This window comes from Amycolatopsis sp. NPDC021455 (genome assembly GCF_040640995.1).
Classification (GTDB): domain Bacteria; phylum Actinomycetota; class Actinomycetes; order Mycobacteriales; family Pseudonocardiaceae; genus Amycolatopsis.
This window is the reverse complement of sequence record NZ_JBFACT010000067.1, coordinates 11,012-33,546: the sequence shown is the minus strand read 5'-3', so window position 1 is coordinate 33,546 and position 22,535 is coordinate 11,012. Positions and strand designations below refer to the sequence as shown.

13 protein-coding genes are annotated in these 22,535 nt (G+C 73.3%); 7 read left to right on the top strand and 6 right to left on the bottom strand.

The window, feature by feature from the left end:
* Positions 1 to 51 precede the first annotated feature (51 nt).
* Genes AB0G28_RS40630 through AB0G28_RS40615 form a run of 4 tightly spaced genes read right to left on the bottom strand, consistent with a single transcriptional unit; the run spans position 52 to position 4,755 of the window.
* Positions 52 to 1,716 carry a trehalase family glycosidase gene (locus tag AB0G28_RS40630; RefSeq protein ID WP_361102499.1) on the bottom strand — a complete coding sequence of 555 codons (1,665 nt, stop codon included), beginning with the start codon at positions 1,714 to 1,716 and terminating at the stop codon, positions 52 to 54.
* Positions 1,717 to 1,742: 26 nt separating this feature from the next.
* Positions 1,743 to 2,552 carry a carbohydrate ABC transporter permease gene (locus AB0G28_RS40625; RefSeq protein WP_361102496.1) on the bottom strand — a complete coding sequence of 270 codons (810 nt, stop codon included), beginning with the start codon at positions 2,550 to 2,552 and terminating at the stop codon, positions 1,743 to 1,745.
* Positions 2,549 to 3,514 carry a sugar ABC transporter permease gene (locus AB0G28_RS40620; protein ID WP_361102493.1) on the bottom strand — a complete coding sequence of 322 codons (966 nt, stop codon included), beginning with the start codon at positions 3,512 to 3,514 and terminating at the stop codon, positions 2,549 to 2,551. The genes AB0G28_RS40625 and AB0G28_RS40620 overlap by 4 nt, the downstream gene beginning before the upstream one ends.
* 8 nt (positions 3,515 to 3,522) lie before the next feature.
* Positions 3,523 to 4,755, bottom strand: a complete 1,233-nt coding sequence (locus AB0G28_RS40615; RefSeq protein ID WP_361102490.1) for an extracellular solute-binding protein — start codon at positions 4,753 to 4,755, stop codon at positions 3,523 to 3,525.
* Here AB0G28_RS40615 and AB0G28_RS40610 point away from each other — a divergent pair.
* Positions 4,754 to 5,929: a LacI family DNA-binding transcriptional regulator gene (locus AB0G28_RS40610; protein WP_361102487.1), complete on the top strand. Its 1,176-nt coding sequence runs from the start codon at positions 4,754 to 4,756 to the stop codon at positions 5,927 to 5,929. The genes AB0G28_RS40615 and AB0G28_RS40610 overlap by 2 nt on opposite strands.
* Before the next feature lie 420 nt (positions 5,930 to 6,349).
* Positions 6,350 to 7,756 carry an alpha/beta hydrolase gene (locus AB0G28_RS40605; RefSeq protein ID WP_361102484.1) on the top strand — a complete coding sequence of 469 codons (1,407 nt, stop codon included), beginning with the start codon at positions 6,350 to 6,352 and terminating at the stop codon, positions 7,754 to 7,756.
* On the opposite strand, the gene AB0G28_RS40600 is transcribed toward AB0G28_RS40605, so the two are convergent.
* Both AB0G28_RS40600 and AB0G28_RS40595 read right to left on the bottom strand, forming a co-directional pair.
* Positions 7,737 to 8,510, bottom strand: coding sequence for a DUF4255 domain-containing protein (locus AB0G28_RS40600; RefSeq protein ID WP_361102481.1), 774 nt, complete (start codon positions 8,508 to 8,510; stop codon positions 7,737 to 7,739). The two genes, AB0G28_RS40605 and AB0G28_RS40600, sit on opposite strands and share 20 nt — an antisense overlap.
* Complete coding sequence (locus AB0G28_RS40595) at positions 8,494 to 10,440, bottom strand: ATP-binding protein (protein WP_361102478.1); 1,947 nt, start codon at positions 10,438 to 10,440, stop codon at positions 8,494 to 8,496. The genes AB0G28_RS40600 and AB0G28_RS40595 overlap by 17 nt, the downstream gene beginning before the upstream one ends.
* Before the next feature lie 85 nt (positions 10,441 to 10,525).
* Between AB0G28_RS40595 and AB0G28_RS40590 the strand changes: the two genes are divergently transcribed.
* The 5 genes from AB0G28_RS40590 to AB0G28_RS40570 all read left to right on the top strand — a co-directional run bounded on the left by AB0G28_RS40590 (position 10,526) and on the right by AB0G28_RS40570 (position 22,484).
* Complete coding sequence (locus AB0G28_RS40590) at positions 10,526 to 11,980, top strand: NlpC/P60 family protein (RefSeq protein WP_361102475.1); 1,455 nt, start codon at positions 10,526 to 10,528, stop codon at positions 11,978 to 11,980.
* A gap of 2 nt (positions 11,981 to 11,982) precedes the next feature.
* Positions 11,983 to 13,779 carry a dynamin family protein gene (locus AB0G28_RS40585; protein WP_361102473.1) on the top strand — a complete coding sequence of 599 codons (1,797 nt, stop codon included), beginning with the start codon at positions 11,983 to 11,985 and terminating at the stop codon, positions 13,777 to 13,779.
* A 280-nt stretch (positions 13,780 to 14,059) separates the two neighbouring features.
* On the top strand, positions 14,060 to 15,601 hold the full coding sequence (locus AB0G28_RS40580) for a GTPase (protein ID WP_361102470.1): 1,542 nt from the start codon (positions 14,060 to 14,062) through the stop codon (positions 15,599 to 15,601).
* Positions 15,598 to 20,205 (top strand): DUF4157 domain-containing protein, encoded by a 4,608-nt coding sequence (locus tag AB0G28_RS40575; RefSeq protein ID WP_361102466.1) that lies wholly within the window; start codon positions 15,598 to 15,600, stop codon positions 20,203 to 20,205. Before AB0G28_RS40580 ends, AB0G28_RS40575 begins: the two co-directional genes overlap by 4 nt.
* An 8-nt stretch (positions 20,206 to 20,213) precedes the next feature.
* Positions 20,214 to 22,484 (top strand): DUF4157 domain-containing protein, encoded by a 2,271-nt coding sequence (locus AB0G28_RS40570; protein ID WP_361102463.1) that lies wholly within the window; start codon positions 20,214 to 20,216, stop codon positions 22,482 to 22,484.
* Positions 22,485 to 22,535: the final 51 nt, after the last annotated feature.

The window sequence follows — 22,535 nt, the reverse complement described above, 5'->3', positions numbered from 1 at the left end:
AAACACAAGCAACCACAGAGAGCGCCGATTTCCCACGCCTCGGCGAAGCCGTCATCTTGAAAGCCGCTCAGCATCCCCAGCGAGAAGAAGGTAAGCACTGGCCGTCCAGGTGTACGCACGATCGCGCAAACCCTCACCGCTCAAGGCGTCGAAGTTCTCCGCGAACCCGGACTTCTCGCACACCGCCCTGAACCGGGCACTGACCCGATCGGCGAGCTCAACAGCACCAGCCCGCCGAAGACCGTCTTCGATGAGCACGGTCGCAGGTGCCCAAACCGGACCCCGCCAGTAACCATCCGCTTCATAAAAGGAAGACGCCGGCTGCTCGGTGGCCAGCCCGATGTCGGTGAGGTGCTCCTCGAGCCCAGCCACGACCTTGTCGCGCACGTCCGGCGGCAGCTGCGAACCGAGCACGATCGGCATGAGGTCGAGCAAGCTGGCGCCGGGCGAGGCGGGCCGGCTGACGAACCGGCTGCCGTCCCACAGCTGGTCCAGCAGCGCCTTCAACAGCTCGTCCGCGAGAGACCGCCATCGCGCGGCAGCGTCCGTGTCTTCAAGCGAGGCAGCCATGGCAGCCAGTTCGTTCAGCTGCAGCACCAGAAAGGCAGCGAGGTCCGGGGTCCGCACGAGCCGATGTGAGGCGAACGGTGTCGCGTTGTCCCAGCCGCTGTCGTTTCCGTGCTCGTAGTGCGCGAACGGCTGGCCCGGTACGCGGCGGTGGTCCAGCCAGAACGTCGTCCACGCCGCCAGCTGTTCGTAGGCCCGCTCCGTTTCCGGCAGGCCGCCGGGAAGACGGCCGCGCAGGCGGCTCAGCGTCCAGCCGTGGATCGGGGGCTTGACGAAGTTGCGCAGCACCTCCGCGTGGGTGATCGAGTCCGGCAGGGCACCCTGGTCGTCCTGGTGGTCGAACACGACCTGGAACTGGTCCCACGCCAGCCCGGGGCGGCCGCCGGCGAGGGCGAGGGCGTTGAAGCAGTGGTCCCAGCTCCACACCTTGTCCATCCAGTGCTTCGACATCAGCACCGCCGGGCGGCCGACGAACCCGGACGGCCCCACGACGGCCGACCAGAGCACGTAACAGGCCAGCTCGGCCGCCGGGGTGCGGTCGCTACGCCAGGGCGCCACGTCGTCGGTGAACGTCATGAACTCCGCCTGGGCCGCCGCGACCACCTCGTCGAACGTCCGCTCCGGCACGTACGGTGCGCGGGCTCCGGGCAGTTCCTCGATCGCCACCTCCCACGCGTCGCCGCTGACGACGACGGCGCGCTCGGCCGTGCCCAGTGCTTCGGCTCCGATGTGCCGCGCCTGTCCGGAAAGGACGGTGATGCGGTAGCGGTAGCCGGTTTCGTAGGAGGTGAAGATGCCCGAGCCGTCGACCGGGTCGGTGAAGAAGTACGTGCCGGTGAACGGCGTCAGCGTGGGCTCCGCCGCCCTGATCCGCAGCTCGAGGCCGCGCCCGGTGATCCGGAGCGCCTCCGGGGACGCGAACGCCGCTCTGATCCGCCCTTGGGCCCACGCGAGCTCGGACGGCGTGGCCGTCACCTGGTCGCCGCCGTCGCCGGGGACCAGGGCCAGGACCGCGTGCATGCCGTGGCGGTGGGACACCAGGTGCAGGTCGTCGGCGAGGGTGGCCTGGGCCACCACCGGGGAGACGTCGAGCCACGATCCCGGGTAGCTGAACGGGATCTCCCGCAGCGAGAATTCGCCCGTGGGCACAGAGGTTGTCCTTTCCGGAAGGGGGCCTAGTCCTTGACGGCGCCCGCGGTGACGCCGGCGGCGACGAAACGCTGCGCCAGCACGAGGAGCACGGCGGCCGGCACGGAGGCGACCACCGCCGTCGCCATGATGGAGTTCCACTCCTGGTTGTTGTTGCCGATGTAGCGGTAGATGCCCAGGGTCAGCGGCCGCATCGAGCCGCCGCCGTCGAGCGTCGCCGCGAAGACGAAGTCGGACCAGGCCCACAGGAACGAGAAGAGCCCGGCGGTCACGACCCCGTTGCGGCTCGCGGGCAGCACCACCGACCAGAACGTGCGCACCGCGCCCGCGCCGTCGATCGTGGCCGCCTGGACGAGCTCGTCCGGCACCGAAGTCATGAACGACGTGAGGATGAGCACGGCGAACGGCACCGCGATCGTCGAGTCGGCCAGGACCAGTCCCCAGGCCGTGTTCGTGACGCCCAGCTTGACGTAGATGCCGTAGAACCCCAGCGCCATGATGATGCCGGGGACCATCTGGGCGACCAGCAGCACGAAGCCCAGCGACCGGTGGCCGCGCGGGCGGAGCTTCGCCAGCGCGTACGCCGAAGGCGCGGCCAGGGCCAGGGTCAGCGCGACCGTGCCGAGCGCGACGAACAGGCTGGTCGCGAAGTACGGCAGCTGTTCGCTCAGGACCCGTTGGTAGCCCTCGAAAGTCGGGTCGGCGGGGAACCAGTCGGGCGGGGACTTGCGCATCCGCCCGGCCGGGGTCAGCGACACGTTGACCATCCAGTAGACGGGGAACAACATCACGGCGGTGAGGACGAGCCCGACCGCGGTGCGCCAGTGCCGGGTCACGCTTCCTCCTGCCTGCGCTGCGTCCGGATGTAGAGCAGCCCCGCGACCAGGGCCAGCAGGATGAGCACGTTGCCCACGGCGGCACCGGGCCCGAACCGCGGGAGCATGCTGCCGAACCCGAGCTGGTAGGACCAGGTGGCCAGGGTGGTCGACGACCCGCCGGGGCCGCCCTTGGTCATGATCCAGATGACGTCGAACACCTTCAGCGTGTAGACCAGCCCCAGCAGCAGGGTGATCGCCGAGACCGGCCGCAGGAGCGGGAACGTGATGTGCCGGAACCGCTGCCAGGCGCCGGCGCCGTCGAGCGACGCCGCTTCGTAGACCTCGGCCGGGATGTTCTGCAGGCCGCTGTGCAGGACGACGAGGTTGAAGGGCACGCCGATCCAGATGTTCGCGATGATCACCGAGACCAGCGACCACGACGGCGACGTCAGCCAGTCGATCCGGCCGGCGCCGAACCAGCCGAGCACGGAATTGACGACGCCGGATTCGCTGTTGAGCAGCCACGCCCAGGTCGAGCCGGAAACGATCAGGGGCAGCAGCCAGGGCACGAGGAACAGGGCCCGCAGGGTCGGGCCCAGGCGGAAGTTCCGGGCGAAGAACACCGCCATCGCCAGGCCGATGCCGTACTGGAACAGCAGCGACGCGGCGGTGAAGACGAGCGTGTTGAGCAGCGCCGTGCGGAACGTCGGATCGCCGAACACCGTGACGTAGTTGTCGAACCACACCAGCGGCGCCCCGCCGTGGACGAAGGTGCGGACCGTGTAGCCGCGGAGGCTGAGGTCGATGTTCGTCGCCAGCGGGTAGCCGTAGCACAGCACGAGGTAGGCGACGAGCGGCAGGAGGAACGCCCACGCCAGGAGCTGCTGCCGCCGTCGCCGGACGCTCCGGCGCCCGGCCCGCCCGGGCGCCGGAGCGTCCGGACGGGCGGTGAGCACGACCGGCTCGCGGATGTCCTGCATGAGCCGGCCTACTTCGCCGCGGCGGCGGTCGCCTGCGCGGCCGAGAGCGCGGCGCCGGGGGCCTTCGCGCCGGTCAGCGCGGACTGCACGGCACCCCACAGCGGCTCCGAGATCCGCGGGTAGCGCGTGCCGAGGTTGTCGCCCGTGCGGCCCTTCGCGACCTTCACCGCGTCGACCCACACCTTCAGCTCCGGCTGGGCGGCGACCTGCTTCTCCTGCACGGACGGCACCGCGGAGACGTAGGTCAGCGCCGAATCGGAGTCGAGGACGTTGGCCGGGCTGGTCAGGCAGGACGCGATCTTGCCCGCGGTCTTCTCGGCGTCCGGGCTGCTCTGGGCGGGCACGGTGACGAACTCGCCGCCGGTCGGGGCCGGGGCCGCTCCCCCGGTGCGGCCCGGGATCGCGAGGACGCCGTAGTCGAAGCCGGCCTTCTTCGCGTTCTGCAGCTGCCAGGTCCCGTTCTCGGCGAAGGCGTAGTCGCCGGTGGCGAACTCCTGCCAGCTGGTGGTCTGCGTGTTGCCGACGACGGAGTTCGGCGCGTAACCCTGGTCCAGCCAGGACTTCCACTGCGTGAGCGCCGAGACGGCGTCGGCCGAGGACAGGTCGGTCAGGTTCGCGCCCGCGCCCCAGAACCACGGGAGGAACTGGAAGGTGCCTTCCTCGGTGCCGATGGCGGAGAACGTGATGCCCTTCTTGCCCGCGGCCTTCACCTTGGCCAGTGCCGCGTTGAGCGACGCCCAGTCCTTCACCGACGCCGGGTCGACGCCGGCCGCGGTCAGCACCTTCTTGTTGTAATACAGCGCCAACGTGTTCGCGCCGATCGGGACGCCGTACACCTGGCCCTTGACGTCGGCGGCGGCCAGCAGGTTCGGGGCGACCTGCGCGGCGTCGAGGCCGGTGTCGGAATTGGACTTCAGCACCCCGGCCTCGGCCAGGGTCGAGACCACCGGGTTGTCCACCACCAGCACGTTCGGGGCCGTGTTCTGCTGGGCGGCGAGCAGCACCTTGTTGGTGAGGTCGGTCGTGTCGAACGCCTGCCTCGCGATCTTGACGCCGGCTTCGGCGCCGCACTTGTCGATGACCTTCGCCCACGCGGAGCTCGCGTCGAACTGCGGGTAGGGGTCCCAGACCGCGAAAGTACCGCCGCCGGTCGCGGTGGGAGCCGTTCCGGAGGAGCAGGCGGCCAGTGTCGTCGCGGCGACGGCCACAGCCAGCAGCCGGATGATCGGGTGACGCTTCATGGGAGGTCCTTCCTGTCGGCACCTGCGACGACGTTCCCGGCCGCATCGAACCGGTTCGATGCTGGCGAGCGGCGTCACCGTAAACCGCGAAGGCACCACTGCGCAATACTGCGTGTACTACGATCGAACCGGTTCTGGACGACGGGTCGGGAGTGGCATGAACATCGGGGAGATCGCGCGGCGCGCGGGAGTTTCGCGCAGCACCGTGTCCTACGCCCTCAGCGGCAAGCGGCCGGTTTCGGCGGCCACCGTGCAGCGCATCAACGACGTCATCGCCGAACTCGGCTACCGGCCCAACGCCAGCGCCCGCGCGCTGGCCGAAGGCCGCACGCGCACCCTGGGCCTGGTCGTGCCCCCGGCCAGCCGCCGGCTGACCGACGTCCAGCTGGGGTTCGTCGGCAGTGTCGTCGACGCGGCCGCCGCCCACGACCTCGACGTCCTGCTCTCCCCCAGCGGCGGCGACCACGACCGCTCGTTCGAGCGCATCGTCACCGGGCGGCGGGTCGACGGCGTGATCCTGATGGAGATCCTCCTCGAAGACCCGCGGGTCGAGCGGCTGAGCCAGGCGAGCCTGCCGTTCGTGACCATCGGCCACGTCGAGCACCCGGGGGCGTCCTGGTGGGTCGACGTCGACTACGGCGCCCTGATCACGCGCTGCGTGCACCACCTCGCCGACCTCGGGCACGAGGAGGTCGTGCTCATCAACCGGTCGGCCGAGCTCGTCGCCGCGGGCTACGGCCCCGCCCTGCGTTCGGCGACCGGCTTCCTCGAGGCCACGGCCGCGCGCGGGCTCACCGCGCGCACCGTGTGCTGCGCGGACGAAGCGGCCGCCGGCCTGGCCTGCTTCGAAGAGATCCGCACGCAGTGGCCTTCGGTGACCGCGGCGGTGACGATCAACGAAGCCGCCCTGCCTGGCGTCCAGCGCGCCCTGCACCGGGCCGGGCTGGAAGTGCCCCGCGACTTCTCGCTCACCGGCGTCATCGCCGAGCGGCTGGCCGAGGACTTCCACCCGCCGCTCACCGCGGCCGACGTGCCGGCCGTCGAGCTGGGCCGGCTGGCCGTCGACCTGCTCCTGGCCCAGATCGCCGACGGCGACGCCGCCCCGCGGCACGCCCTGCTGGAGCCGCCGATCTCGCTGCGCTCCAGCACCGGCGCCCGTCCACGCCACGCCTGATTCGCAACCCGAAATCGAACCGGTTCGATGATCCCGGCTTCCGACTCCGTAACCGTTTCCCGCCGCCCGGCCCGACCGGCGGAGAATGACCTCGCGGCCCCGCGTTTCCGGACCGCGGCGCCGGGGTAGATCGTGCCGGAGGGGTCCGCGGACTTGTGCTGAGAGGCTTCGATGTCGTCCCTCGACCACCTGATCATCACCGTCGTCGGTGCGCGCCGGGCGGCTGCCCGTGAGCCCCGGTCCGCCCCCGGTTCCGACACACGCCGGTTCCCGCTACGCCGTTCAGGCGCACGGAAACAGCGTCGCGGCGCACCGGATCCGGAGCCCGGCCACGACGAAGCGACGCCGGAGTAGCCCCGGCTTGTGGGCCGGACCGCGGGACCCCTACGGTGGGCCGGGTCGACGCGGGGAGGGGCAACTGTGCGGGTTCTCTTGGCGGTCCTGGTAAGCGCTCTCCTGCCGGTCGCCGGCACACCCGCCGTGGCGGGCACCGGCTGGTCGCCGTCGCCGATCACCTGGACGGCCTGTCCCGACGACCCGGACAGTCCCGAGCCGCCGGACGGCGAGTGCGGCACGCTGCGGGTGCCCCTGGAGTGGAACCGGCCGTGGGGGCCGGCGATCGACCTCGCGCTGGCCCGGCACCGGGCCACCGATCCCGCGCACCGCATCGGCGTGCTGATGATCGATGCCGGTGGTCCCGGCAGTTCGGACGCGGAGTTCGCGCTGGCCGCGGGCCACAAGTTCAGCCCGGAGATCCTGGCCCGGTTCGACATCGTGGGCCTCGACCTGCGCGGAACCGGCCGCAGCTCGTTCATCGAGTGCGACGACTCGGTCGCCCCGCCGAGCGACGAACCCGCGAACCGCGCGGAGTTCGACGCTCTCCGGCAGTACAGCCGGCAGGCGATCGCCGATTGCCGGGCCCGCAACCAGCCCGTCTTCGACCACGCCGACACCGCCGTCAACGCCCGGGACCTCGACGCCGTCCGCCGCGCGCTGGGGGAAGACAAGCTCAGCGTCCTCGGCATCTCCTACGGCACGCTGCTCGGCCAGCAGTACGCCGAGCAGTACGGCGACCGGGTGCGGGCGATGGTGCTGGACAGCGTCATCGACCACAGCGTCGACGTCCGGCGGTTCATGGTCGACCGGGCCGCCTCCGCGGAAGAGCTGTTCCGGCAGTTCGCCGCGTGGTGCGACCGGACGGCGACCTGTGCGCTGCACGGCCGGGACGTCGTGGCCACCTGGAAGCAGGCCCTCGCCGTCGCCGACGGGATGCCGGAGCCCGACTGGCTTCCCGACCGGGTGTTCTCGGACATGTACACCCCGGACTGGGACGACGTGGCCCGGGTGATCGCGGACACCGCGGCCGGCCGGCCGCCGATGACGGCCCAGTTCTCCTACAACTACCGGTCGATCCGGCTGGCCGTCGTCTGCCAGGACTTCGACCTGCGGATCGGGACCTTCGCCCAGTACTCCGCGTTGCACGCCGAAGAGCTGCGCCGGGCGCCGCTGATGCGCGGCCGTTCGATCGGTCACTACGAAGCCACCACGTGCCTCGGTCTCCCGGGGCCGCCCGCGAACCCGCCGCACCGGCTGAACATCTCGCGAGCACCGCGGATCCTGCTGGTGAACTCCCGCTTCGACCCGGCGACCCCGTACGCCTGGGCGGTCGGCGTCCACCGCCAGGCCGCGGCGAACACCACCCTGCTGACCTTCGAAGGTTCCGGCCACGCCGTCTTCGCGCGCACTGCCTGCACGCGGACGACGGTGGACCGCTACCTGCTTACGCTGGAGGCTCCCCGGCAGGACGTCAGCTGCCCGGGGGACTGAGCCCCGGGCCGGTCTCCTCGACCCGGCCCCGCCGCTGCCCGTCGACCGCCAGCTCGTCACCCACTTCCGCGGCGACGACGAAGGTTCCGTCGTCGGCCACCGTCGTGGCGCCGTGCGGGGTCGAGACGACGGTGCCGGGCGCGGCGGTGCTGTGGCCGCCGACGAACAGGCGGTTCTCGGGCGCCGAGCCGGCCGGTGTCACGGCGACCTCGTACCGCTGGACCTCCTCGCCCACCGGGACGAGCAGCGCACTGTCCACAGTGGCCGTCACGGTGATGTCGAGCCCGGGTTTGAGCTGGCCGCCCAGCGCCGACCAGAAGTCCGAGTTGTCGCGGCCGTCGCCCGCGCCGACCTCGATCGACGGCAGCGGCCGCACGGCCTGGTAGGCCCCACGCAGGTAACGGCTCTCCAGCTCCGGGTACCGCAGGAACACCGCGAGGGCGTCGCCCAGCAGCGAATGCTCGTCGCGGATGTCGGACGTCCACGCGGTGACCAGGTACCGGCAGTCCACCCGCGGCAGCCGCGCCCGCCGGTAGCGTGCCCCGTCCGCGCCGGCGACCGTCTCCACGCCGAATTCGCGGTCGTCGAGGTTGCGCCGCACGTCCCACAGGTAGAGGTTCAGCGTCGGCCGGGAGACCTTGGCGGCCCAGTCCTTGTCCGGCGCGGCGAAGGCGACGTCGACCTCCCGCTTGGCCACCGGGCCGACGGTGGCGCGCAGGAACTCCTCCAGCGACTCGTCAAGCAGGTGCAGCATCGTCGTCCCCGTTCACCAGTGGGAAGTACGGGCCGAACTCGGCCTCCGTCCGCAGCCGGCCCAGCTTCTGGAACTCGCGCTTGAGGGCCAGCGCCACGCGGTCCATCGTCACGGCGGCGCCGTCCTCGGCGGCGAGGAACGCCGCGCCCAGCGCCGCGTTGCGGATGACCCCGCCGGTGACGCGGAACTGGCGGGCGAGGAAGTCGAAGTCGAGGGGTTCGCCCAGCGGCGCGCCGGCCGGGAAGGCGCGCTCCCAGATCAGCCGTCGCCGCCGCTCGTCCGGGGGTTCGAAGTCCACCGCCACCGAGATCCGCCGCAGGAACGCGTCGTCGATGTTGCGTTGCAGGTTGGTCGCGAGCACGACCAGCCCCTGGTAGGCCTCCAGGCGTTGCAGCAGGTAGGCGACCTCGATGTTGGCGTACCGGTCATGCGCGTCGGAGACCTCCGAGCGCTTGCCGAACAGCGCGTCGGCCTCGTCGAAGAACAGCACGAGATCGCCGGCGGACGCGGCACCGAAGATCCGCTCGAGGTTCTTCTCGGTCTCGCCGATGTACTTGCTCACCACGGACGACAAGTCGACTTTGTAGAGGTCGAGCCCGAGCCGTCCGGCCACGATCTCCGCGGCGAGCGTCTTGCCGGTGCCGGACGGGCCGGCGAACAGCGCGACCACCCCCGCGGCGGCCACCGGCGCGAAACCCCAGTCGTCGTGGACGATCCGCCGCAGCCGGAACCGCGCGACCAGCTCGTCCAGCTGCGCGGTCCGGTCGTCGGGGAGCACCAGGTCCTCGGGCCGCCGCCGCGGGCGGATGCGGACCGCGAGGCCGTCGAGGTGCCCGCCGGCCAGCCGCCGCACGCCCGCCTCGAGCCGGGCGGGATCGCCGCCCGCGGCCGCGCCGACCAGCCGGATCTGGTCGCGGCTCAGCAGGTACGCGGGTTCGGGCCGGGTGCCGAACGCCGCTTGCCAGTCGGCTTCGTCCGCCACGGCCGACTCGAGCCGCAGCTCGGTCCACGGCCGGTCCGGCAGCGTGTCCAGGGCCAGTTCGCCCGCCGAGCCGAGCACCCAGTCCAGGTGCGCGGCGCGGTCGATCCGGTCGGCGGCGGCGCGCGTGAGCGGGGCGGTCAGCTCCAGGAAAGCCGCGCGGCCACCGAGCCCGGCTTCGCGCACCACGGCGGCCCACTCCGCGTCGTTCGCGGGCAGAGGAGATACGAGGAACGGCTTGTGCGGCAACGCTTTCCTGGCCGCCGCCAGCCGGCTGGCCCGGTCCGCGCCCGCGACCAGGAGCAGGTGCGGCGGCGCCGGAACGCCGTCCTCGGACGCGGGCAACCGCCGGGCGCCCGGGGGCAGCGCGGGATCCGCGGAGTCGTCGCCGGTCAGGGCCCACAGGACTCGCGGTGCGGGCCAGCACATCCGTGTGGCCCACGGCCCTTCGGCGCCGGACTCGGCGAGTTCGGCGCGGCGCAGCGGGGCGTCCGGGGCCAGCGCCCGGGCGCCGTCGCCGAGCAGCCGCCCCAGGCTCGCGAAGGTGAGCCGGGGCAGCTGGACATTGTCCTGAAAATAGGCCACCAACCGCATCCGGTGCGGTGAACATTCCACCGCGGCGAGCAGGGCGAGGGTTTGCGCCGACAATTCGTCGAGCCGCGCGTGCCGCACGATTCCGGCGAAGACGGACGTGCCGGCCAGGTATTCGGAGAATTGCTGACGAGCCGTGGTCAATCCCGGTTCGAGCTGCCGCGCCAGCGCCTCGGCCCGTTCCGCGGACGGCCCCGAAATCCCCGGCAGAGCACGCAGAATACGGTCGATTTCTTCGGAAACCACGTAGAGACCGGCGAAATCGTGGGGCAGCAGCCCTTCCCCGAGCCGGCACAGGAGTGCTTCGCGTTGCAGCAGGATGTCGGCCATGAACTGCCACGGCGGAGCTTCCTCTGCCACGTCACCCCCTGTCGGTCCGCCTCGAACCTAGCACCGGCCAGGCGGAACGCCACCACGAACCGATCGGCCACCCTAGTATGGGGTCGTGGCGCGATTTACGGCCGAGCAGATTTACGCGTTCGCCCGCGAAGCCGGTTTTTCCCCGGATCGCGCCGCGACGATGACCGCGGTCGCCCTCGCGGAGTCCGGGGGCAACAGCGGGGCGCACAACCCCCACGGCGAGGACAGCCGTGGCCTGTGGCAGATCAACGTGCGCTCCCACGCCGCGCTCGGCCAAGGCGACCTCTACGACCCGCTCACGAACGCGAAGGCGGCGTACGCGGTGTCCCACGGCGGCGCGGACATCTCGCCGTGGACCACGACGCACGGCGGGCTTTCCGCGCGCTACCTGCGGTACCGGGCACAGGCCGAAGCGGCCGCGGTGGCCTACGGCGACGGCAGCGGCCACGGCATGTGGACCGGCACCGCGGGCTACGGCGACCACGTCGGCGCCGGGTCGCCCACGGGCGGCGGGAAGCCGGCGGGGCCCGCGACCGGCGACGGCAGCGACGCCGTCGTCGTCTCGCACCCGGCCGCCGGCACCGGCCCGGCGCCCGGTGCCCGCGCCGGTGAGGAGTACGGAATCCCCCTGGACGAGCCCGATCCCGGCAACGGCGTGCACACCGCCGCGGCGACGGACGGGACGGGCGGGCGGGCCGGGCAGGAGTACGGCATCCCGCTCGGGGACGAGCCGCCGGCTTCCGGCGACCACCCGGCGTCCGGCCACCCGGCCGCCGTCGGGGACGCCTCGAAGCTGCAGCGGTTCCTCGACGTCGCCGTGGCCCAGACCGGCGACCACTACGTCTGGGGCGCCCACGCCGGCATGAACGACCCCGACCCGGCCGCGTTCGACTGCTCGGACCTGGTGCAGTGGGCCACCCACCAGGTCGGCGTCGACCTGCCGCGCACCGCGTGGGAGCAGTACGAGTTCCTGCACAAGCGGGGCTTCACGATCCCGGTGGAACAGGGGATCCACACGCCGGGCGCTCTGCTGTTCAGCTTCTCCTCCGATCCCGACAAGGGCCTCCCGGCGCACAACCACGTGGCGATCAGCCTCGGCAACGGCCGGACCATGGAGGCGAAGGGCACGCAGTACGGCGTCGGCTCCTGGGAGGCGAACACCAAGCGGTTCCAGTACGCCGTCGTGATCCCCGGCGTCTCGGACGGCGCGGCCGGCTCCCACCCGGCGCCCGCGCCCGCCGCGCACGTCGTCGACGACTTCCAGTACCACCTGGCCAACGATCCCGCCGTGCTCGACGCCGATCCGGCCGTGGTCACCGCGAGCCAGCAGCTCACCGCCGCCGAACCCGCACCGCACGTTCCCGAAGCGCCTGCCGAACCGGAGCCGGAGCCGGAACCGGACCACCTGAGCGGCACCCTCGACGACCTCGACCACGACGGCGTCGACGACGCCCTGCACCACGCGGAACAGTGGTCCGCCCAGCTCGACGACCACCACGCCGACCCGGCGGACCACCACGACGTCTCCGGGGCGCACTGACCATGACCTCCGCCGCGGACACCGCCGACCTGCTCACCCTGCTCGACGCCGCCGTCGGCGAGACCCGCTCGGCCGGGCGCGAAGACCTCGCCGAGAAGCTGGTGGCGTGCAAGCACCGGCTGACCTCCGGCGCCTGGCACGTGCTCGTGGCGGGCGAGTTCAAGAAGGGCAAGAGCACGCTGGTCAACGCGTTGCTCGGGGTCGAGGTGTGCGGGACCGACCCGGTGGTGTTCAGCGCGGTGCCCACGCTGGTGCGCCACGGCGAACGGGCGGGCGCCACGCTGGTGCCCGACGACGAGTCCGCCGGCCCGCGGCCGGTGGACGTCCGGGCGGCCGCCGAGCACGGGCGCACCGGGCTCACGGGGGATGGCACCCGGTTGCGCGCGGTCGAAGTCGCGCTCCCCCGGCAGCTCCTCGCCGAGGGGCTGGTGCTCGCCGACACGCCGGGCCTCGGCGGCGGGTTCGCGGCGGCCGCCGCGGCCGCGACCATGCGCGCCCTCGCGCTGGCCGACGGCGTGATCATGGTGACCGACGCGTCGCAGGAGCTCACCGCCACGGAGGTCGAGTTCCTCCGGCACGCCGTCGAAGCCTGTCCCACGCTGCTGGTCGCCCTGACCAAGATCGACTTCTACCCGCACTGGCGGCGCATCCTCGACCTCGACCGCGAACACCTGCGCGCCGCCGGGATCGACGCCGAGATCGTCGCGGTGTCGGCACCGCTGCGCGAACTGGCCGTCACCACCGGGGATCCCGCGCTCAACGCCGAATCCGGCTACCCCGTCCTGGCCGACCGGCTGCGCGCGTGGCGCGCGGCGGAACGGTCGGCCAAGTCCGCGCCGGCCGCCGCGGCCCTGGTCCGCACCGCGCTGCGGCAGGTCGCGGGTTCCCTCGCCGCCGAGCACAGCACGTTGACACGGCCGGAACAGCGGCCGGACACCGAGCGCCGGGCCGAGCGCGCCCGGGGGCTGGCGAGCCCGTCTTCGCGCTGGCTCAACACGATCACCGACCGGTTCGCCGACATCCAGGTGCGGATGGAGAGCGAGCTGGCCACCCGGACGCGGCAGCTGGAGGCCGAGCTGACCCGGGGCATCCGCGAAAGCGACCCCACGCGCGAGTGGGCGGGGATCGTGCCCCGGATCTACCGCCGCACCAACGAGGAGCTGACCGACGCGCACGCGTCGCTGCTCCGCTCGATCGACGAGCTGGCCGAGGAGATCGGCGCCCTGTTCGACGCCTCGGCCGACGAGGTGGGGGCGCTGGGCGACCGCACGGTGGCGCCGTCGAGCGACGTCCAGGTCGGTCAGCTCGGCGCGCGGGCGGGCAGCAAGCTGGAGGTCGGCATGCACGCCGCCCGCGGCTGGTCGCTGTCCAGCTCGGTGGTCACGACGCTGCTCGTCACGACGCTGCACCCCGGCCTGCTGATCGCGCTGCCGGTGACCGCGGTGCTCGGCAGCATCTTCGCGGTGAAGGCGGTGCGCAGCTACCGGAACACAAGGCTGGACGCGGCCCGCAACGAAGCGGTGCGGACGGTCGTGAACTACCTCAACCAGGCCCGCGCCGACGCCCACCGCGCGTCCCTGGACCTGATCCGGCACAGCCGCAGCCGCATCCGCGACTACTACCTCGACCAGGCCGCCGAGCTGGTGTCGGCGGTCAAGCACGAGCAGGCGGCGGTGGCCAGGGCGGCCAGTACGGCCGACGGCGACGCGGCAGCCCGTGGTGCGGCGGCGAAGGCGGAGCTGGATCGCGTCAACGCGCTGCTGGTTACCGCCGACCGGTTCACCGGCGGTGCGCGATGACGCCGGGGCTGCCCGCACAAACCAGCCAGCCCAAGCTGGCCGGGGCGCGGCCGATAGTGGCGCGCGTCACAAGCTGTTGGACGTTCGGGCGGAGCGCCCCAATGTGGCGTTGGTTGCGTCCAACGCACCGAACGCCACATTGGGTGCGCTGGACGCACCGAACGCCACATTGGGTGCGCTGGACGCACCGAACGCCACATTGGGGCGCACCCGGGCCGCTGTCAACGAACCTCGGACGCGCGAGACCAGCTGCTGCGGACCGGTTCGCCGGCGGTGCGCGATGACGCCCGGACTGCCCGCGCAGGCACGGTCGCTGCTCACCGAAGCCGCGCACGCCTACCGGGGACGTCCCGCCGAAGCGCGGCTCGGGCAAGCCGTCCGGCAGCTGGCCGGGCCGCTGCGCGTGGCGCTGGCCGGGCGGGTGAAGGCCGGCAAGTCGACGCTGCTCAACGCGCTCGTCGGGGCGCGGGTGGCGGCCACCGACGCGGGCGAGTGCACGAAGATCGTCACCTGGTACCGGCACGGTCCGCAGCCGGCCGCGACCGCCTTTCCGCGGTCCGGGCCGCCGATCCCGCTGAAGGTCACCGACTCCGGCGGGCAGTGGCTCCTCGAGCTGGCCGGCCTGCGCGCCGAGGACCTCGACCGGGTGGAGGTCGCGCTGCCTTCGGCGTGGCTGAGCCGGATGATCCTCGTCGACACGCCCGGCATGGGCTCGCTGACCGAGTCGGCGGGCCGGCGCACCCAGGACTTCCTCGGCGAGACCGGCTCGGTGGACGCCGTGCTGTACCTGCTGCGGCACCTGCATTCGTCCGATGTGGACTTCCTGGACACGTTCCACGAGGCGGCGTCCGGGGGCGGCACCCCGGTCAACGCGGTGGGCGTGCTGTCGCGCGCCGACGAGCTCGGCGGCGGCGATCCCGGCGCGCTCGGCCACGCCGCTCGGGTCGCCGCCGGTTACCGCGCCGACCCGCGGATCCACAGCCTGGTGCACACGGTGCTGCCGGTCGCCGGGCTGCTCGCCGAGACGGCGGCCACACTGTCCACTGAGGACTTCACCGCACTGGTGGCGCTCGCCGGCGCCGGTGAGCCCACGACCCGGCCGCTCCTGCTCTCGACGCGGCGGTTCACCTCGCCGGTGCGCGGCCTCGACGTCACCCCGGAAGCGCGGCAGCGGCTACTGGACGTGCTCGGGGTGTACGGCGTCCGGTTCAGCCTCGGCCGCGTCCGCGCCGGGGCGTCCACTGTGGACGCCTTGCGGGCGGCACTCGAGGAGCACAGCGGGCTCGGCGAGCTGCGCCGCCTCCTGCTCACCCAGTTCGCCGAGCGGCGGGACGTGCTCAAGGCCGACGGCGCGCTGAGGCTCGTCGAGGCGGTCTGCCGCGAGGACCCGATCCCGGCGGCGCCGCGGCTGCGCCAGGCCGTCGAACGGCTGCGGGCCAACGCCCACGAGCTCACCGAGCTCAGGCTGCTCACCGACCTCCGCCTGGGCGCGGTCCCCGGCCCGCCGGCGGAGCTGGCGAAGATGGAACGCCTCCTGGGCGGCGCCGGCGCGGCGCCCGCCACCAGGCTGGGCCTGCCGCCGGACGCCCCGGCGACGGCGGCCCGCGCGGCGCTGACGGAGCTGCACACGCACTGGCGGCGCATCGCCCAGAACCCGCTCACCGACCCGGCGCTGGCCCGGGCCGCCCAGGTGCTGCAACGCACCTGCGAAGGTCTCGACGTCGGTGGCCCGCCGTCGCCGCCGCCGCGTCCGGAGCGGGTGGACGTCGAACGGACCGTATCGCTGCGGGTTCCCCCGCGACCGGGAGGGCCGCGCCCATGACCGAACTGACCCGGCGGATCGGGCCCGCGCGCCAGGCCGAACCCGAGCAGGTACCGCAGGGGCGCGGACCACGGCAGGCGGCGGTGGGGAACGCGGCGCTCAGCCGCTTCTCCGGCGGTCCGCTGCCGGGCGGAACCGACTTCACGGCCGGTGGCAACGCCGCGGCTTCCCGGCTGCTCGGTGCGCAGGTCCGGCGGTGCGGGCCCGGCCCGTGCTCCTGCACGGAAGACGAAGAGCCGGAACTTCGCGTCCACCGGTCGGCGATCGAGACGCCGGTCCGGCGCTGCGGCGGCGCCCCATGCTCCTGCACCGACGAAGAACCGGAGTACCCGGTCCGCCGGTCGGCCACCGGGACGGCCGGGCCTTCACCCGCGTTCCTCGGTGCCCTGGACCGCAGCGGCGCGGGCAGTGGCCTGCCGGACGCGTTCCGCTCGGTCGCCGAAGACCGCTTCGGCGCGGACTTCGGCGACGTGCGGCTGCACACCGACAGCGCCGCGGCGGCCGCCTCCGAGGTCATCAGCGCCCGGGCGTTCACCATCGGCGACGACGTCTACTTCGCCCGCGGCGAGTACCGGCCGGAAACCGTGCGCGGGCAGCGGCTGCTGGCGCACGAGCTCACCCACGTCGTCCAGGGTGGCGGGCCGCGGGCGGCCGGGTCGTGGCTGAGCCACCCCGCCGACCCGGCCGAACGGGCCGCCGAACGAGCCGCCGAGGCCTTCCTGGCCGGTGGCACGGTGTCCACAGTGGACTCCGCATTGGCGCGAGTGCACCGCGACGGTCCGCCCGCGCCGGACACCTCCGCGGCACCCGCGATCATCACCGCCGTCCGCGGTGACGACGTCCCCGGCGTGGTCCGGCTGCTCGACGGGCACACCCGGCCCGAGCTGACCGCCCTGCGCGGCACGGTCAACGCCGCGATCGGTACCCGGCTGGAGAGCTGGCTGTTCACCGGCGGCTCCGCGGCGATCGCCGACCCCGACGGCTTCGGCATGGTCCCGCAGGGCCCCGCGCCCGAGGCCGAACACGGGATCCGGCTGCTGTGGCCCGCCCTCACGCTGGTCGAGCGGCTCCGGTTCTACGACGAGGGCTGGCGCGAACTGGAACAGGCCCAGCTGGACGTGATCAGGGCGGCGAGCGCCGACGAACGGGCCGTGGCCCGCGGCGACACCGCCGCGCTCTCGCCGGTCTACGCCGCCATGGAACCGAAGGAGGAGTTCCAGGCGCGGTCGCTGATCGACCCGACGCCGGACGGCCGGTACGCCGCGGCCGAACAGCTGCTGCGCCGCGCCCCCGGCGTTTTCCACGACGAGGAGGACGCGGTCTTCGACTCGCTGATGGACCTCTCCCCCACCCAGCGCCGTCAGTTCTACACCGCGCACGAACCGGCGATCTCCAGCCTGATGAGCGACTCCCGGCGCGATCTGCTGCGCAACCTCGCGTACGGCAGCGAAGCCGACGCGCTCATCGCCCGGCTGCGCGAAGCCACCGAAGGCCGCCGCGACGACATGGCGGCCGTCCAGGACGTCGTCGACCGTGCCGTCCAGCTCTTCCAGGAACGCGGCACGCTGCGCGCGTCCCTGCAGGCCGGCGCCCTGCCCCCGGCCGACCGGGCCACGATCGAGGCGCGGCTGCGCGAGCTGGACGACCTCGACAAGCTGCTGCGGTTCGACCGGGGCAGCGACGGGACGCTGGACGCCACGGGCTTCCTCGGCCGGCTCGCCGATGCCCGAGGCGACGCGGGCGCGTTCGCCGCCGACGCGCAGCGGCTCGGCCAGTTCGCGACCCCCGCGGAGGCGCGACGGCAGGCGTTCGAGACCGCCAAGCAGCGCGTCCTCATGGCCGGCGGCGACGTCGACACCCTCCGCGCCGCGCTGATCGGCTTGCACGCACCGCGCACCACCGCGCCCGGGCCCGGCGGGCCGTCGGCCGCCGACCAGGCCGAAGACGAGCGGCTCCGCCGTGAGCTGCTGGCCGACCCGGCGGTCGCCGCGGTCATCGACGGGCTGACCCCGTACCAGCGGATGCGGGTGACCGACGCCGTCACCGCCGACGCGTTCGTCGAGACGCTGGGCCACCTCAACGACGCCTTGCAGGGCGGGCAGTGGGGTCCGTTCTTCGTGGAGCTGGTGCGCATCGCGCGCAACCCCGCCTGGCGGGCCCGGTACCAGGCCACCGCACCCGACCCGTTCGGCGTCTACGCGCAGGTCCACGGCGACCAGCGCGCGATCATGGAGACGATCCTCGCCGATCCCGCGCACATCCCGCTGCGCGCGCTCCTGGCGTTCACCGGCGACGCCGACGTCCTCGCCACGGCCGCGTCGGAGCTCACCGACGACCAGCGTGGGCAGCTGCGTACCGGGTACCTGCTGGTCACCGAGCCGCGGATCGGGCCGCCGACGGAAGCCGAAGCCGCCGCGGTCACCGCGTACCGCGAGTTCGAAGCGCAGCTGCGGTCGTCCCAGACGACCCTGCACATCTCCTTCGACGACGCCGGCTACCAGCGCGTCCTGTGGGCGGTGCTCGGCAGCGACCCGACCCGCGACGAGATGGCCACCGGCGAAGGCCGGTTCCGCGCGGCCGAGCTGATGTACCGGCAGGAGCAGGACAAACTGGGCCTTGACCGCGGCGGGGCCGCCGGGTTCACCGAGGCCGACGAGACGATGGTGGCCGCCGGACGCGAGTTCGCCGCGCGGTTCGAGCCGCTGCGGGCCGCCCGCACGCTGTCCGCTGTGGACTTCGCGGCGCTGGCGGCCTTGCACGACCGGTTCACCGGCCGGGCGGGCGAGTTCGAGCAGGCGAGCAACACGGTGGGCGAGCTGGCGGGCATGATCGCGGCGACGGTCGCGGGTGTCGTCGTGATCGCCGCGACCGGCGGCGCCGCGACACCGGGCGTGGTCGCGCTCGCCGCGGCCGCGGGCGCCGGTTCCCGCGTGATCACCCGGGAGATGATCGGCGGCGACTTCTACACCGCCGCGTCGGCGACCGGCGCCCGGGACGCGCTGCTCGGCGCGGTCGACGCGGCGCTGGCGGTGGTCGGCGCCTCCCTGGCCGCCCGCGGCGCGCAGCTGCTGGGCGTCGGCGGGCACGCGCTGACGAGCGGGGCCGCCCGCGTCGCCGGAGCTGTCGCCGAGGAGGCGAGCGGGGCCGCGGTCGAGGCCGGTTCGTCGCTGGCCAGGCGGGTCGCGGCCGGCGCCGTCGAGTCCGCTTTGGACGGTGCGTTCTCCGGCGCGGTGAGCGAAGCGTTCGGCACGATGACCGACGAGGCCACCTGGCGCCGCGGCGTCTGGTCCGGCCTGGTCCGGGTCGGCGAAGCCGCCTTGGTGGCCGGGCTGACGGGCCTGGCGACCGGCGGTCTCCTGGGCGCCGCGATGCCGCTGGCGGGCGCGGGCGCGAGCCGGCTCTGGAACGCCGTCGTCGGCCAGGGCATCGAGCGGAAGCTGGCCGAAGCGGGCGCGTCGGCGCTGCTGGCGGACGCCCGCCGGGCGGCGCAGGCGGGGCAGACCGCCGAAGTCGACCGCCTGCTGGGGCAGCTGGAGAGCCACCTCACCGCCGACGAGGCGGGAGCGCTGCGCCAGGAACTCAACGCCGAGTTGCGGGAGGTGCTCGGACACCCGCCCGGCACCGCGCCGTCCGGTTCCGAAGCCCAGACCCGCCTGCTGGCCGAGAGCTCGGCCATCGAGGACGGCGCGGCGTTGCGCACCGAGCAGCTCGAGGCGGAGTTCGACATCGTGCGCCGCAGCGAGCCGCAGGCCAGCACCGCCGACGGGTACGTCGACGAGGTCGACCTCGGCAACGGTCACACCTGGCGCCGCCGGGAGGACGGCACGTGGTGCCGGTTCAGCAGGCGGAGCCTCTGCGGCACGACCATCCCCGGAAGCCGGGAGATGTCCCCGGCCGCGCTGGAAAAGATCGCGGCCGCCCGCGCCGGAGTCCGCTTCGCCCAGGAGCAGGCCGCCGCGGCGCGTGTCCTCGCCGAGGAGTACCCGGCCGTGGTGGAGCGGCTGAGAGCGGCGCAGGTCCCCGGCCATCCAACGATCAACTTCGAAGCACTCACCGAGCACGAACAGGCCGTCCTCGCGGACGTGTTCCCCGGCCGCGAGCCCGAAACACTGACACTGCGGGAAGTCCGGGCCGCCGGGGGCGTTCCGGGAGCGGAATTCAACAGGCTCGCGACCGCCGAAGAGCGGGCTCTCGACAACCTCGCGGACGCGAGCCTCCCCCTGTACGACCGGATGCGCGCCCGCACGGTGACCGAGCGCGCCCGGTACGCCGTGCTGCGCCGGGGCAAGGTCGACCAGATCTCCCTGCTGCCCCCGCCCTCGGGAGCGCTGGACGTCGACCACGTCTACCCGCTCCGGCTGATCGTCGAGCTGCCCGGGTTCGAACGACTCGGCCTGGCCGAGCAGCGGATGATCATCAACGACCCGGAGATCCTGCTCGCGGTCGACTCGAGCATGAACCGCTCCCGCGGCGACCGGCTGTGGACGTCGGATTGGCGCGGCCGCAGCAACTACGACGCGCGCGCCCTGCAACGGGCCGCGGAGGCCGAGGAACGTGCTATCGCCCACATCCGCAGCGAAATCGCCCGTCTTTCCCGGAGGTGAGCCGCACGATGAGCCGACAGCGACCGCGTGAGCGGGCCCGGGCCGGCGCCGTCCCGGTGCCGGTCCCCGAACCACAGCCGGTCCGGGTGGCCGCCGGGCCGGGGAACGGCGCCCTCGGCCGCCTCTACCGGTCCGCCGCCGGGGAGGCTCCGGCGGGGTTCGCCGAAAGCCTCCCCTCCGGTGGGCAGCCGCTGCCCGCCGGGCAGCGGGACAGCCTCGAAGCCGGGCTCGGGGCCTCGCTGGCCGACGTCCGGGTGCACACCGGCTCGGCCGCCGCCGGGCTGGCCGAGCGGGTCAACGCCCATGCCTTCACCGTCGGGACCGATATCTACTTCGGGCGCGGGCACTACGATCCCGGCTCCGCCGCCGGGTACCGGCTGCTGGCCCACGAGGTCACGCACACCCTGCAGCAGCCCGCCGCCACGAGAAGCGGGCCGCTGTCGGTCAGCACTCCGGACCACCCCGCCGAACACGAAGCCGAACGGGTCGCCGGGCTGCTGGCCGCCGGGCGGACCAGTGACGTCCACAGTGGACAGCAAGCGGGCCTGCACCGCTTCTCCGGTTTCGAACACGAACAGCTCGGCGACGCCACCTACGCCGACATCGACCTCGGCGGCGGGGTGACCCTGACGTGGGGTGAAGTCGTCGCGCTGGCCGGGGACGAGTACGGCTCCGTCGGCGAACTGCAGGCCGCCGTGGCCACGCCCGACGGCAAGGCGCGGCTGCGGCACCGGCTCGAGCACGACGGCGTGCGCGGGCCCATCCCGGCCGGGCTGCCCACACCGACCGGGGACCAGGCGGGCAACAGCCGGTACATCGACCTGGCCATGCACAACATCGCCCACTTCGCCGGCGGCGGCACCGCGATCGACACCTGGCGCGGGCACCACGAAGCCGCGCTGGCGGCGGCGATGCAGGCGGGGATCGACGGCAGCGAGCCCGGCTGGCAGACCGCCCAGCTCACCGAGGCCTTCGGCCAGCACTTCCTCACCGACTCCTTCTCCGCCGGGCACGTCCGCACGCCGCGCGCGGAAATCGTCGCCTGGTACCAGGACGACTTCACGCCGCGGGTGCTCCCCGCGTTCGTCGCCCACGTCCGCGAACGGATCACCCAGGCCCTCACCGACGACCTCGCGCGGCAGATGAACGCGCCGGCCTTCCTCGCGCGCCAGGAGTTCGACCTCATCCTGCGCGCCGTGCTGGCCTACCTCGACGACCGGATCCACGCGCAGTTCGAGCCGCTGTTCGGGCTCGGCATCTCCGGGGCGATCAGCGGCACCCTGCACGACCACGACAACGAACGCGGCCTGTGGGTCGCCAGCGACGCGCACCCGGCGCCGTGGCAGGCGTTCGGCGACAGCAGGCTCGCCTGCAGCCCGACCAGCCGCGACCAGGCCGAACTCGCCGTGATCACCGCACGGGAACAGCTGGTGCGGGCCCGCGCGCTCGGCGAGATCCGCGGGCGCGACCATGGGCGGCCCGCGGGTGACCGGCCCGGCGTCGTGCACTTCGCCTTCGACTCGGCCGCGCTCGACCCCGCCGCCGCCACCGCGCTCGACCGCGCGGCGGACCACCTGACCGCGCACCCGGAGATCGTGCTCCGGATCGTCGGTCACACCTGCCCGCTCGGGACCGACCAGTACAACGACGCCCTCGGCGCGCGGCGGGCCGAAGCCGTCGCGACCTACCTGATGAACCGCGGTGTCGCGCCGCACCAGCTCGTCTCGGTGACGGCCGGGGAACACCAGCTCGTCTCCGCCGAGCAGGCCCAGTACCCGGCCGACCGGCGGGCGGAGCTGCAGTACGTGGCCACCGGCGAAGAGCCACCCGACCTCGTGTGGGCGCAGCAGAAGCTCGTGGAGGAGTTCGGCACCCCGCCGTACGCGGCGATCGAGCGGTACGTGCCGCGGGAGGTGCCCGGCATGAACGATCCCCAAGAGGACTGGCACTGGGGCACGCTCACCGACGTGATGGCGTCCGAAGTGGACGCCTGGATCGCGCATTACGTCGCCGACGCCCGCACGCAGGCCGCCACCGCGCCCGAGCTCGCCGACCGGACCATCCCGGTGCCGGACCTCGGCCTGCCGCTCATCCCGGGCGGGCCGCCGATCACCGTCACGCCGGTCGTCGTCCACCCGCGTCCCGCGGTGCTGGCCCTGCTCGATGAGCTAATCGCCCACCCCACCGACTTCGTCGGCAAGCTGGTCGGCATCCCGGCCGCGAACCGTTCGGCCCCACCGCCCGCGCCGCTGGTGCCGTGCGTCCCACCCGGCCCGTGACGACGATGCGGCGCGATGTCCTGAACGACTCGTTCAGGACATCCGACGACA

Bases quoted from the DNA above. Each gene is read 5' to 3' on its own strand.
- AB0G28_RS40585 (WP_361102473.1), top strand. From the start codon at position 11,983: ATGACCTCCGCCGCGGACACCGCCGACCTGCTCACCCTGCTCGACGCC.
- AB0G28_RS40620 (WP_361102493.1), bottom strand. From the start codon at position 3,514: ATGCAGGACATCCGCGAGCCGGTCGTGCTCACCGCCCGTCCGGACGCT.
- AB0G28_RS40615 (WP_361102490.1), bottom strand. From the start codon at position 4,755: ATGAAGCGTCACCCGATCATCCGGCTGCTGGCTGTGGCCGTCGCCGCG.
- AB0G28_RS40570 (WP_361102463.1), top strand. From the start codon at position 20,214: ATGAGCCGACAGCGACCGCGTGAGCGGGCCCGGGCCGGCGCCGTCCCG.
- AB0G28_RS40610 (WP_361102487.1), top strand. From the start codon at position 4,754: ATGGGAGGTCCTTCCTGTCGGCACCTGCGACGACGTTCCCGGCCGCAT.
- AB0G28_RS40600 (WP_361102481.1), bottom strand. From the start codon at position 8,510: ATGCTGCACCTGCTTGACGAGTCGCTGGAGGAGTTCCTGCGCGCCACC.
- AB0G28_RS40580 (WP_361102470.1), top strand. From the start codon at position 14,060: ATGACGCCCGGACTGCCCGCGCAGGCACGGTCGCTGCTCACCGAAGCC.
- AB0G28_RS40575 (WP_361102466.1), top strand. From the start codon at position 15,598: ATGACCGAACTGACCCGGCGGATCGGGCCCGCGCGCCAGGCCGAACCC.